10 protein-coding genes are annotated in these 12,818 nt (G+C 73.0%); 7 read left to right on the top strand and 3 right to left on the bottom strand.

Annotated features, from left to right (window positions below; genetic code table 11):
* Window positions 1-28: 28 nt before the first annotated feature.
* A complete protein-coding gene (locus ACZ4SW_RS10750; protein WP_468240719.1) occupies window positions 29-1,204 on the top strand; it encodes a glycosyltransferase in 1,176 nt (391 codons plus the stop codon).
* 29 nt (window positions 1,205-1,233) lie between these two features.
* On the opposite strand, the gene ACZ4SW_RS10755 is transcribed toward ACZ4SW_RS10750, so the two are convergent.
* Window positions 1,234-2,565: a TerD family protein gene (locus ACZ4SW_RS10755; RefSeq protein WP_468240722.1), complete on the bottom strand. Its 1,332-nt coding sequence runs from the start codon at window positions 2,563-2,565 to the stop codon at window positions 1,234-1,236.
* A gap of 293 nt (window positions 2,566-2,858) precedes the next feature.
* Between ACZ4SW_RS10755 and ACZ4SW_RS10760 the strand changes: the two genes are divergently transcribed.
* The 4 genes from ACZ4SW_RS10760 (at window position 2,859) to ACZ4SW_RS10775 (ending at window position 7,658) form a co-directional block, all read left to right on the top strand.
* Entirely contained in the window at window positions 2,859-3,296 is a 438-nt protein-coding gene (locus tag ACZ4SW_RS10760) for a DUF6643 family protein (protein ID WP_468240725.1), read from the top strand.
* A 46-nt stretch (window positions 3,297-3,342) separates the two neighbouring features.
* The gene (locus ACZ4SW_RS10765) at window positions 3,343-4,170 is read left to right on the top strand and encodes an MOSC domain-containing protein (protein WP_468240728.1); all 828 of its coding nucleotides are present in this window, start codon (window positions 3,343-3,345) and stop codon (window positions 4,168-4,170) included.
* Between the two features lie 329 nt (window positions 4,171-4,499).
* Window positions 4,500-5,102, top strand: coding sequence for an Rv1733c family protein (locus tag ACZ4SW_RS10770; RefSeq protein WP_468240730.1), 603 nt, complete (start codon window positions 4,500-4,502; stop codon window positions 5,100-5,102).
* A gap of 117 nt (window positions 5,103-5,219) precedes the next feature.
* Entirely contained in the window at window positions 5,220-7,658 is a 2,439-nt protein-coding gene (locus tag ACZ4SW_RS10775) for a right-handed parallel beta-helix repeat-containing protein (protein WP_468240733.1), read from the top strand.
* Here the strand turns inward: ACZ4SW_RS10775 and ACZ4SW_RS10780 are convergent.
* The gene (locus ACZ4SW_RS10780) at window positions 7,628-10,012 is read right to left on the bottom strand and encodes a hypothetical protein (protein ID WP_468240736.1); all 2,385 of its coding nucleotides are present in this window, start codon (window positions 10,010-10,012) and stop codon (window positions 7,628-7,630) included. The two genes, ACZ4SW_RS10775 and ACZ4SW_RS10780, sit on opposite strands and share 31 nt — an antisense overlap.
* Before the next feature lie 276 nt (window positions 10,013-10,288).
* Between ACZ4SW_RS10780 and ACZ4SW_RS10785 the strand changes: the two genes are divergently transcribed.
* Both ACZ4SW_RS10785 and ACZ4SW_RS10790 read left to right on the top strand, forming a co-directional pair.
* The gene (locus tag ACZ4SW_RS10785; RefSeq protein WP_468240739.1) at window positions 10,289-11,119 is read left to right on the top strand and encodes a DeoR/GlpR family DNA-binding transcription regulator; all 831 of its coding nucleotides are present in this window, start codon (window positions 10,289-10,291) and stop codon (window positions 11,117-11,119) included.
* 67 nt (window positions 11,120-11,186) lie between these two features.
* Window positions 11,187-11,705, top strand: coding sequence for an SRPBCC family protein (locus ACZ4SW_RS10790; protein ID WP_468240741.1), 519 nt, complete (start codon window positions 11,187-11,189; stop codon window positions 11,703-11,705).
* Here the strand turns inward: ACZ4SW_RS10790 and cds1 are convergent.
* Complete coding sequence (gene cds1 / locus ACZ4SW_RS10795; RefSeq protein WP_468241253.1) at window positions 11,673-12,782, bottom strand: L-cysteine desulfhydrase Cds1; 1,110 nt, start codon at window positions 12,780-12,782, stop codon at window positions 11,673-11,675. The two genes, ACZ4SW_RS10790 and cds1, sit on opposite strands and share 33 nt — an antisense overlap.
* Between the last annotated feature and the right edge of the window lie 36 nt (window positions 12,783-12,818).

Genomic DNA, 12,818 nt, shown 5'->3' on the forward strand with positions numbered 1-12,818 from the left:
GACCCCGGGGTGGGGCAGACTGCCACGGGTGAGTTCCGTTGCGTGGATCGCCGTCGCGTCGCTGGCGGCCTGGGTGTGGCTGCTGCTGGGCCAGGGCTTCTTCTGGCGTACGGATGTGCGGCTGCCGCCGCGCCGGGACCCCGGGGACTGGCCGTCCGTCTGTGTGGTCGTACCGGCGCGGGACGAGGCCGCCGTACTCCCGCACAGTCTTCCCTCGTTGCTCGCGCAGGACTATCCGGGGCGCGCCGAGGTCTTCCTGATCGACGACGGCAGTTCCGACGGCACCGGGGAGTTGGCCCGCGAGCTGGCGGAGCGGCACGGCGGGCTGCCGCTCACCGTCGGTTCCCCCGGCGAGCCTCCCCCGGGCTGGACGGGCAAACTGTGGGCCGTGCGGCACGGAATCGGACTGGCACGCGCGCGTGCGCCCGAGTACCTGCTCCTGACGGACGCCGACATCGCTCACGCGCCCGGCAGCCTGCGAGAGTTGGTGGCCGCCGCACGCACCGGCGGTTTCGACCTCGTCTCCCAGATGGCGCGGCTGCGGGTGGAGAGCGTGTGGGAGAGGCTCGTCGTACCCGCCTTCGTGTACTTCTTCGCGCAGTTGTATCCGTTCCGCCGGATAGCGGTGACGGGATCACGGACGGCGGCCGCGGCGGGCGGCTGCGTGCTGCTGCGCTCCGACGCCGCGGAGCGGGCGCGGATCCCGGACGCCATCCGGCAGGCCGTCATCGACGACGTGGCGCTCGCGCGCGCTGTCAAGAGGAGCGGCGGCCGCATCTGGCTGGGGCTCGCCGACCGGGTCGACAGCGTGCGCCCGTACCCGCGGCTGCACGATCTGTGGCGGATGGTCTCACGCAGCGCCTACGCCCAGCTCAGGCACAATCCGCTGCTGCTCGTCGGTACGGTGCTCGGACTCGCCCTCGTCTACCTGGTGCCGGCCGTCGCGTTCGTCGCCGGGATCGTCACCGGCGATGGGGCGGCCGTGCTGGTGGGCGGGCTCGCGCAGGCGGTGATGGCGCTGACGTACGTGCCCATGCTGCGCTACTACCGTCAGCCGCTGTGGCTCGCTCCCCTGTTGCCCGTCACCGCGTTCCTGTACCTGCTCATGACGGTCGATTCGGCGGTGCAGCACTACCGGGGGCGCGGCGCGGCCTGGAAGGGCCGCACCTACGCGCGCCCGGAGGCGGTGCTCGAGGAGCGGTGAGCGGGCCGGACCGATCGCGCCCGGTCCGGTCATTTCCTGCCCGGCGTCCAGTTCATGCCCCACCCATAGGCCCGGTCGACGGTGCGCTGCGGGCTGACGCCGCGCTCCGGGACGAGGTAGCGGGCCTCGCGCTGGACGACCAGGTCGCCGCCGGTGTTCGTGATCAGGGCGAGCGCGCACACGGTGGAGGGCACCGTGCACTCGTCCAGGGAGAACTCGACGGGGGCGCCGTGCTGCGGCTGGAGGGTGACCGTGGCGTGCAGATCGGCGAAGGAACGTGCGCCTTCGTAGATGGTCACGAAGACGAGGATGCGCCGGAAGCGGTCCCGGTGGTCGAGGTTGACGGTCAGGTTCTCGCCGCTCTCCACGGCGCCGGTGCGGTCGTCGCCGTCGAGGTGGATGTACGGCGGCCGGTGCAGCGAGCCGAAGGCGTTGCCCAGCGCCTGGACCACGCCCTTGCTGCCGTCGGACAGCTCGTACAGGGCGCACAGGTCCAGGTCGAGGTCCGCGTACCGGGTCGCCGCCCGCCCGTTCTTGCCGCTCCATCCCGAGGACTGCCCGCTCACCTGCCAGTTGAGGTTGACGCGCATCGCCCCGGAGGTGCCGCCCTGTTTGGCCAGCGAGACGGTGGGGGCCTGCTTGGTGAGCGTGACCTTGGTCAGGCGTACCGGGGCGGAGGGCGCCGTCGGCGGGGCGGAAGGCGGGGGCGGCGGTGCGCCGTGCGGGGCGGGCGCGGGGGGAGCCGTCACCGACGGCCGTTGCGCGGCGGGCGGTGGTGTCGCGGGGACGGCCGGCCGGTCGACGCGGGGCGCGGGCGGGGGCGCGGACGCGGCCTGCTGCGGCTCGTCCACCGTGATCCCGTAGTCCGTGGCCAGGCCCTCGAGGCCGCTGCTGTAGCCCTGTCCGACGGCACGGAACTTCCAGGCGCCCTGGCGGCGGTAGAACTCCCCCAGCACGAACGCCGTCTCGACGGTGGCGGTGGGGTCGAAGCGCGCGACCTCCGTGCCCTGCCGGGCGTCGAGCACGCGGATGTACAGGCCGTGCACCTGGCCGAACGTGCCGCCGTCGGCCGAGGCGGCGAGCACCACCGTGTCGATCGCGGGCTCCACGCGCGCGAGGTCGACGAGGAGCGTGTCCGTCACCTGGCCGCCCAGATCCCGCTTGCCCTCGTGCCGCACCGCACCGGAGGGATGCGCGGGCTGGTTGTAGAAGACGAAGTCCGCGTCGGTGCGGACCCTGCCGGAGCTCAGCAGCAGCGCCGAGGCGTCCGCGTCGGGCACGCCCGGTCCTGAGCGCCGGCCCAGTTCGACGCGCAGCGCCGTGGCCTGCACCTGAAGGTTGGACCCCTTGGCCATCGACATGTCCGCCCCCATCCATCTGTCGCCCCGCCGGGACCGCGAGCCGGGGCGGCTTCTCGCATCCGTGGGGCCAACCTATTCCCCCGGGGCCCGTGCTCCCACGACCCGCGCCGTGAGTGCGCTGCTCAACCGCCGGTAACCCACCCCGAACTCGGCCTTTACACGATCCAAACCCGGTTTGCCGCCCTTTTTTGCCGACTTCGCTCGCATTGGGGATCCCGCGTCACCCCAGGCGCGCAAAACAACCCTCTTATCGGTCTCCCCAACCAGCACATCGTGGGCTTAACTTATGTCCCATGACCTCCCCCCGCTCCACCTATGGCGGCGGCTACTACTCCGCGTCGCCCTTCCCGGACACTCCGATCTACGACAAGCTCGTCGCCGAGCGGGGCACCCCGCAGATCGCCCCGATCCGGGTCCCCTCCGCGTACGAGACGCCGGGCAGCAGTCTGCCCGCACTGCCGTCGGCGCTGCCCGCGCTGCCGTCCGGTCCCTCCCAGCAGGCCCCGGCGTACGGCTACCCCCAGACACCGCAGCCCGCACCGCTGCAGCAGGCCCCGGCGGCGTACATCCCGCAGCAGGCGGGACCGCGCGGCTACCCGGGCCCGCAGCAGATGCAGCAGCCGCGCCCCATGGCCTCGGGCTACGAGGCGATGCGCCCCGCGCCCCAGCGCCCTGCCCCGGCGCCCTACCAGGACCCGTACAACAACGGGCAGCAGTACCGCGGCTACTGATCCGCGACCGGGTGAGGCCGTCGAAGCCGAGTGGCACGATGGCCTCATGCCGAATCCAGCGCTGCACTCGATTCACGTCCACCCGGTCAAGGCACTGCGGGGCCAAGCACGCCCCGAGGCCGTGGTGGAGCCATGGGGGCTGGCCGGGGACCGGCGCTGGGCGCTGATCGACGACACGGGCAGGGTCGTCACCCAACGCGAGCGCGCGATCCTGGCTTTGGCGAGCGCCGAAGCGCTGCCCGGCGGAGGTGTCCGGATATCCGCGGAAGGTCGTGCGCCGCTCTCCGTCGCCGTGCCCGATCCGGTCGGCACGACGACCGCGAAGTGGCCGAGAGAGAAGATCGAGACGGTTCCGGCCGGCGCCGAGGCCGACGCGTGGTTCAGCGCCTACCTCGGCCAGCAGGTGAAGCTCGTCCACCTCGACGATCCGGCAACGCGCCGCCCGATCGACGACCCGCCGTACGGGCGCCCGGGCGAGACGGTGAGCCTGGCGGACGCCTACCCGCTGCTGCTCGCCACGGTCGCCTCCCTGGATGCCCTCAATTCCCTGATCGCGCAGGGTGATCACCCCGATGAGGGCCCGCTGCCCATGAACCGGTTCCGGCCGAATCTCGTCGTGGCCGGCACCGAACCCTGGGCCGAGGACGACTGGCGGCGGATCTCCATCGGGGAGGTCACGTTCCGGGTCGCCAAGGGGTGCGGACGCTGTGTCGTGACCACCACGGACCAGTTCACCGCCGAACGCGGCAAGGAGCCGCTGCGCACGCTCGCCCGCCATCGCCGCTTCGGCAGCCAACTGGTCTTCGGGCAGAACCTGGTACCGGAGACGACCGGCGTGGTCCGCGTCGGCGACCCCGTCACCATCCTCGAGTAGCGCGACCGACGGTTCCCTTCCGTCGTTCCGCCCCGCCGGACCCTGCAGTTGTCCCGCCGGGCCCGGCGTTCGCGTCCTGCCGGGCCCGGCCGTTCGTCCTGCCGCACGCGCCGTGGCACGGAACAGGATCCTCCGAATCCGGGCCGGGAAAGGCCGCGATGCGACGCACGGGCGGGAACCCGGGCGACGGCCGCGGTCGTTGAGCCGCGTGAGAAGTCCATGAGAGGCGTACGGCGCGGGCGAAGGGTGATTTCGCTCTCTCTTCCCCGGCGTCGGAGGTGGACGGCCGGGTGCGGGGGTTATCACGGACGCGGAAGGGGGTGCGGGACGTGCGAGCAATCAACGGCCTGTGGCAGTGGCGGCACAATCCGCTGCGCCGGACGACCGATCTGGTCGAGGCATGGGTGGCGCTGGTCGCCCTGCTGCTGATCCTCGTCGCCGCGCCGGTCGCCGGGTCGCTGATCGGCTCGGTCGCGCAGGACGCCCTCCAGCGCTCGGTACGGACCCAGCAGCACAGCCGTCACCAGGTCCCGGCCACCGTCGTCAAACAGCTCGGCCGCGTAACGATGGACACCGATCCGGACTCCTCGACCCGGGACGCCGACAGCCGCGTTCTCGCCGACTGGACCGCCCCGGACGGCACCGCACAGCACGGCACGGTGATGGCCACCCTGTCCTCCCCGCATCCGGGCGACCGCTTCCCGCTGTGGACCGACGACCACGGCCGGATCACCGCCCGCCCGCTGGACAGCGCCACCGCCACGACACACGCCGTGCTGGCCGGTTTCGGCGCCGCCGCGGTGACGGTGGGACTCATCGAGGGCTGCCGCAGGCTGATCCTGTGGCGCCTGGTGCTTCGCCGCTACGCCCGCTGGGACAAGGCGTGGGACAAGGCGGGCCCGGACTGGGGCCGGACCGGAACGGGCAGTTGACGGCGTCCGGCCTCCGGTCGGCCGGTCACGTCCCCGCACGCTACGGTGGACCCGCCGGGCCGTCCGGCAACTTCGCGAGAACCCGCGTGAGCAACGAGGTGGGGGCACAGCAGCGCCATGGCACAGGGCACGGTCCAGGTGACGCACACCGGCACATCGCGGTGGCGGCGCCGCACGGGTGAGTACGCGTCGCTCGCCGCCGCCCTGGAGGCCGCGGGCGACGGCGACGTCCTCACCGTCGCGCCGGGTACCTACCGGGAGAACCTCGTCGTGCAGCGGGCGGTGACGCTGCGTGGGCCGGAGGGCTCCCCCGGTTCGGTGCGCATCGCTCCGGTGGACGGCGTGCCCCTGACCGTGCGGGCTTCCGCGGTGGTCCAGGACCTGCACGTCGAGGGGCAGGACGCGGCGGCGCCCGCGCTCCTCGTCGAGGAGGGCACCCCCGAACTGGTCGACGTGCGGATCATGACGCGGTCCGCGGCCGGCATCGAGGTCCGCGGCAGCGCGCGCCCCACGGTGCGGCGCTGCACGGTCGACAACCCGGCCGGCATCGGCATCGCCGTCGTGGACGGCGGCGGCGGGGTGTTCGAGGAGTGCGAGGTGGTGGCGGCCGCCCAGTCGGGCGTCGCGGTGCGCGGCGGTGCGCACCCGCGCCTCGAGCGCTGCCGGGTCCACCACACCTCGGGCGCGGGCCTCTCGGCGACCGGCGACAACTCCTCGCTGGAGGCGGTCGGTTGCGAGGTCTACGAGGTGAGGGGCTCCGGTGTGCAGATCACCGGGCGGGCCACGGCGCATCTGACGGACTGCGATGTGCACCGCACCACCGCCGACGGCGTCACGATGGACACGGACGCGGTGCTCACCCTGGCCGACTGCCGCATCCACGACATCCCGGAGAACGCGGTCGACCTCAGGTCCCGTTCGGTGCTCACGCTGACACGCACGACGGTCCGGCAGTTCGGCCGCAACGGCCTGTCGGTGTGGGACCCGGGCACCCGTGTGGACGCCAACCAGTGCGAGATCTTCGACAGCACCGGCGACTACCCGGCCGTGTGGGTCAGCGACGGCGCGACCGCGGTGCTCGACTCCTGCCGGGTGCACGACGTGCCCGACGCCCTGTTCGTCCTCGACCGGGGTTCGCGCGTGGACGTCGTGGACAGCGACCTCACGCAGGTGCGCAACACGGCGGTGTCGGTGAGCGACGGCGCCACCGCGCAACTGGACGACTGCCGGATCCGGGAGGCCGCGACGGGTGCCTGGTTCCGGGACCACGGCAGCGGCGGCACGCTGTCGGGCTGCACCATCGACGACACCCAGACGGGCGTGATCGTCACCAAGGGCGCCGACCCGACCATCGAACGCTGCACGGTGACCTCGCCGGCGGAGGCGGGCTTCTACGTCTCGGCGGAGGGCCGGGGCAGCTTCCTGAACTGCCGGGTGACGGGCAGCGGCGGCTACGGCTTCCACGTCATCGACGGCTGCCGGGCCACGCTCCGGAAGTGCCGTACGGAGCGGTGTGCGCGCGGGGGCTACGAGTTCGCGGACGGCGGCCCGGGCGCGCCCGGCGGGGGCGGTGCGGTCGTCGAGGACTGCACCAGCGACGAGAGCGCCGGGCTACGGCCCGTGGTGGCCCAGGAGACGGCCGTGCAGGCGACGAGTCCGTCGCCGGGACTGCTGGGCATTCCGAGCCAGCGCACCACCGAGCAGGAGCCACTTGTCACCGCGGTCCCCGAGCCGCAGAAGTCCGCGCGCAGCTCGCAGGCCGTGCTCGGTGAACTCGACGCCCTGGTGGGCCTGGAGAGCGTCAAGCGGGAGGTGCGGGCCCTCACCGACATGATCGAGGTGGGGCGCCGCCGGCAGCAGGCGGGCCTGAAGGCGGCCTCCGTGCGGCGGCATCTGGTGTTCACGGGCTCCCCCGGCACCGGCAAGACGACGGTCGCCCGGCTCTACGGCGAGATCCTGGCCTCGCTCGGCGTCCTGGAGAAGGGCCACCTCGTGGAGGTCTCCCGGGTCGATCTGGTCGGCGAGCACATCGGCTCCACCGCCATCCGCACCCAGGAGGCCTTCGACCGGGCGCGCGGCGGAGTGCTGTTCATCGACGAGGCGTACGCGCTGTCGCCCGAGGACTCGGGGCGGGACTTCGGGCGTGAGGCGATCGACACGCTGGTGAAGCTGATGGAGGATCACCGGGACGCGGTGGTGGTGATCGTCGCGGGCTACACGGCGGAGATGGAGCGCTTCCTGTCCGTCAACCCGGGTGTCGCCTCCCGCTTCTCACGGACGATCACCTTCGGCGACTACGGCCCGGAGGAGCTGCTGCGGATCGTGGAGCAGCAGGCCGAGGAGCACGAGTACCGGCTGGGGCCGGGTACCGCCGAGGCACTGCTGAAGTACTTCACGGCGATCCCGAAGGGGCCGGCGTTCGGCAACGGCCGCACCGCGCGCCAGACCTTCGAGGCGATGGTGGAGCGGCACGCGGGCCGGGTCGCCCAGCTCGCGGACGCCAGCACCGACGAGCTGTCCCTGCTCTATCCCGAGGACCTGCCGGAGCTGTCCTGAGCGTTGTCTCCGGGCTCCGCGCCCGGCGCTGCGGGGGCGTGCGCGGGCCGTGGGGCCGGCAGCCCGGGTCCGAGGCGAGCCAGCAGCCGCTCCCGTTCCTCGGCGAACGCGGGGTCCGCCTGGTAGTCGCCGTGCCCGAGGATCGGCGCGGGCAGCGGGTGGTGGGGGGTCCGGCCGTAGGCGAGCGGGTCCTTCAGCGGTGGGTGGTCCACCTGCGGGCCGCAGTCGCCGGGCAGGCGGATCGGGCCGCCGATCGGGTCGGTCAGGCGGTACAGATTGCGCCAGCGGTCCACCTCGCGGTGCAGCGAGCTGAGCGCGGCCGGGCCGAAGTACGCGGGGAACCAGCGCCCGTACAGCCGCTCCAGGGGTGAGCCGTACGTCAGGAGGGCCACCCGTCTGCGGACGGAGGGCCCCACCTGCCAGGCCGCGGCAGCCGCCAGAACGCTGCCCTGGGAGTGCCCGGACAGGACCAGCCGTCCTCCGGTGGAGGCCGTCCAGGTGGCCATGCGCCAGGTCAGGTCGGGTACGGCGCGCTCGGCGTAGCAGGGCGGGGCGAAGGGGTGGGCGGCGCGCGGCCAGAACGTGCCGACGTCCCACAGGACGCCGATGGTGCGGCGCGCGGAGGCGTCCTTGTAGGCGCGGCGTCCCCAGGTGACGAAGAGCAGGAAGCCGATGCCGATCAGCCAGGAGCCGAGGGCCTGCGAGGTCTCGGCGGCGCCCCGGACCAGCGGTGCGGTGCCACGTGCGGCCGCGTCCGGCGTGTCGTGGGTGGCGAAGGACCCCGCCAGGGCGACGGCGCCCAGGAGCAGGGTCATGGCGGAGGTGACGGCGACGACGAGCGGCGCCCGGTCGGTGAGGGTGGCCATCGCGCGCGTGCGGGCGATGCGCGATGTCCGGGCCGGGTCCTCGGGCTCCCCCGGGTGGTCGAGATCGACGGCGACCGTCTCGGCGCGGCACAGCGCCCGGGTGCGCCGGGCCAGCACGCCGGCCACGGCCGCCAGGGCGAGGAGCAGGAGCGGGCTCGTGGACGCCTGCCAGGTCAGCAGGGCGGGCGGGCCGGCCAGGGTGTGTCCGGTGCCGTCCAGCCAGTCGGCGACCCACTGGGCCACACCGCCGGACATCACGCCGCCGAGCGCGCAGGCCAGCAGCGCGACGGCGGGTCCGGCCAGTCCGCGCATCGCGGTGCGGGTGCCCGGGTGGGTGCGGTACAGGATGTGGGCGACGGCACCGAGCGCGATCACGAGGAGGCCCTGCGTCAGGGTCAGCGCGCCGAACGCGGCGTCCTGGGGCAGCCGGCCCGACGAGCGCCAGCCGGGGCGGGACCAGGCGGTGTACACCATGGTCAGGGCGAGCAGGGCGAGGGCGCCCGCGGGCAGCGATCGCACCACGGCGCGGTCGGGATTCTCGTCGAGCCGGTTCTCCGAGCGTCCCCGGCGGCACACCACCCACACCACGACCGCCGCGCTCGCGAGCAGCAGGATGTGCAGCAGCCAGCCGAGTACTTCGAGCTGGACCGAGCCGTGGCGGCGGTCGTAGCGGGCGGCGCTGCTGCCGAGCGCCGCGGTGACCGTCAGGAGGCCCGCGGCGGTGTGCGCGGCACGCAGCCGGGCCACCAGCCGGCGCCCGTACCAGAACCCGGGGCGGCCGAGCGGGACGCGGCGGGACTCCTCGTCGGGCTCGGGATCGCGGGAGATCGGCTGCTGGGACTCGTAGGCGCTCCAGGTGCGGTGCGAGAGGTACCACAGCAGGCCGGTGAGCGCCGTGGGCACCAGCGCCGCCAGAACCAGGCGTCTCCCGGGCCGGCTCCACCAGCCGGAGCCGGGGACGGCGGGCGAGAGGAAGCCGAGCCAGGGATGGCGCCCGGCGCAGGCGCGTGTGCCCGCGCACTGCCAGGCCACCAGGTCCAGGGCGACCTCGCAGGCGGCGGCGACCAGCAGCACGGTCAGGGTGAGGCCGACGAGCCGGACGATCACTCCGTACAGGCGGACGGTCCGCCGCCGGCCGACGGCCGTGGGACGCATCCAGTGGGCCAGGTTCGCGACCATGAACGGCAGCAGCACCAGCCACAGCGCACGGGCGGCGTTCCCGGAGGTGAGATTGCACCAGACGTACGCCTCGGGCACCGGCTGCCCGCGGTGGCCGTCGGGCCGCCGTTCCGCGTCGGCGTCGTCGGCGCGCCGGTAGACGGCGGCCGTCTCGTCGCCGGTGATCCTCACCGTGCGCGCGGCGCCGAGCATCTCCCCGGGCGTGGTGCCGCCGACTCCGTGGACCAGGAGTTCCAGGGACGGCCCGGCCGACGCGGGGCGCTCGGCGAAGTCGCCGCACTCCCCCTGCTTTTCCCGTGCACGCTCCACTGTTCCGCTCTTCCCCCGTGCTGCGTACGGTGTGTCCCGGGCAGCGGGAGGATCTCCGCTGCGCCGGTGGCGTACACCTGTCGGCACGGAATGTCCCCGATATGTGTGACAGGGGCGGAGGCGGCGGGTGGATCCCAGGTGACGGGGGGTGGCGCCACCTGTGGCAAGCCGTGCGAGGATGGGGCGTCCGCGGTGCCGGTGACGTGAGAATGACCTCGTCGGAGCCGGTACGAGCGATATGTGGGATGTGATGGGATGAAAGGGGACGGAGCGGACGTGAGCGAGAATCAGAACCTCCTCGCGGAGCAGCGCCGTGCCCTGATCCTGGAAGAGGTGCGACGGCGCGGCGGCGTCCGCGTGAACGAGCTGACGCGCAAGCTCGGCGTCTCCGACATGACGGTCCGCCGCGACCTCGACGCGCTCGCCCGCCAGGGCGTTCTGGAAAAGGTGCACGGCGGCGCGGTGCCCGTGGTCGAGGCCAGCACGCACGAACCGGGCTTCGAGGCGAAGTCGGGCCTGGAGCTGACGGCCAAGGAGGACATCGCGCGGGCCGCAGCGGAGCTGGTCACTCCGGGCACGGCGATCGCGCTGTCCGGCGGGACGACGACGTACGCGCTGGCCCATCACCTCCTCGACGTGCCGGATCTGACCGTCGTCACCAATTCGGTGCGGGTGGCCGACGTCTTCCACGCCGCGCAGCGCACCTCGGGCCAGCGGCAGGGCGCCGCCACGGTCGTGCTGACGGGCGGTGTGCGCACCCCGTCCGACTCACTGGTGGGTCCGGTCGCCGACCGGGCGATCGCCTCCCTCCACTTCGACGTGCTGTTCCTCGGCGTGCACGGGATATCTCTGGAGGCGGGCCTGTCCACGCCGAACCTGGCGGAGGCCGAGACCAACCGGCAGCTCGTGCAGTCCGCACGGCGTGTGGTGGTGGTCGCCGACCACACCAAGTGGGGCACGGTGGGCCTGAGCTCGTTCGCCGCGCTGGAGGAGGTCGACACCCTGGTGACCGACGCGGGGCTGCCGACGGACGCGCGGACGGAGATCTCCGAGCATCTGCGGCGGCTGGTGGTGGCGGGAGAGTCCGAGGAATCCACAGACGGCTGACACCGCGTCAGCTATGGTGAGCCGAGCCGGCTTCCGTTCGCGCACGTCCCGCGAGGAGGTTCCGTCCATGGCACACCGCCTGCGCCCGGTGGGGCTCCAGTTCCCCCGGACCGCTCCCGTACGGCTCGTGTTCACCGCGCAGATGACCGCGCCCCCCGACGCGGTCTTCAGGGCCCTCGCCGACGACGTCCCCGGGTGGAGCGACTGGTTTCCCGCGGTGAGGTCCATAGAGCCGGTCGACGAGGGCGCGGGACGAAAGGTGCGTCTCGCCGGCGGCACCCGCTTCCGCGAGACGATCGTCGCGGCCGAGCCCGACGAGCTGTACGCGTACCGGGTCGACGAGGCGACCGTCCCCGGCGTCCACGCGCTGCTCGAGGAGTGGCGGCTCGCCCCCGCCGGCACGGGCACCCGGGTGCAGTGGACCTGGGCGGCCGACGGCAACGCGGTCTTCCGCTCGCTGGTCAGCCTGTGTCGCGGTGCCCTGGCCCGGGTGTTCCGCGGCGCGGTGACGGCCCTGGACCGGCGGCTGGCGGATCAGGACGCCGGACCGGAATCAGCGCGGCCAGGCGCCCGTCCGCAGCAGTGACTCGATCGCCGCGGTGTACGGTGCGATGTCCAGCCCCTGTTCGGCCAGCCACGCGTCGGAGTAGTACTTGTCCAGATAGCGGTCCCCCGGATCGCACAGCAGAGTGACCACGCTGCCCGTGCGGCCGTCGGCCACCATCTCCGCGACGATCTTCAGCGCGCTCCACAGGCCCGTGCCGGTCGAGCCGCCCGCCCTGCGGCCGATCGCCCGCTCCAGGGTCCGTACGGCGGCGACGGCGGCGGCGTCCGGGACCTTCATCATCCGGTCGATGGCGCCGGGGACGAAGCTGGGTTCCATCCGGGGCCGGCCGATGCCCTCGATCCGTGAACCTCGGTCACAGGTGACCTCCGGGTCGCCGGTCGTCCACCCGTCGAAGAAGCAGGAGTTCTCGGGGTCGGCGACACACACGCGGGTGTCGTACCCCATGTAGTGCACGTATCGCGCGATGGTCGCCGAGGTGCCGCCGGTGCCGGCGGTGGCGACGATCCACCCCGGCACCGGAAACCGCTCCAACTCCATCTGGCGGAAGACGGATTCGGCGATGTTGTTGTTGCCGCGCCAGTCCGTGGCCCGTTCCGCGTACGTGAACTGGTCCATGTAGTGGCCCCCGCTCTCCTCCGCGAGGGCCGCCGAGGCCTCGTACATCGTGCGCGGGTCGTCCACGAAGTGGCACCGCCCGCCGTGGAACTCGATCAGGCGGCACTTCTCGGCACTCGTCGTGCGCGGCATGACCGCGATGAAGGGCACGCCGATGAGCTTCGCGAAGTACGCCTCCGAGACGGCCGTGGAGCCACTGGACGCCTCGATCACCGGGCGGCCCGGCCGGATCCAGCCGTTGCACAGCCCGTACAGGAACAGCGAACGCGCCAGGCGGTGCTTGAGGCTGCCGGTGGGGTGGGTCGACTCGTCCTTGAGATAGAGGTCGATGCCCCACTGCTCGGGCAGCGGGAAGCGCAGCAGATGCGTGTCGGCGGAACGGTTGGCGTCGGCCTGGACCTTGCGGACGGCCTCTTTCAGCCAGGTCCGGTACTCGGGATCACTGCGGTCCACGTCGAGGGTCTCGCCGGGGCGGGTCATCTGGGGGGTGCGCACGGCGGGACTCCTTACCGGGAC

The organism is Streptomyces sp. NPDC028331, assembly GCF_055565775.1.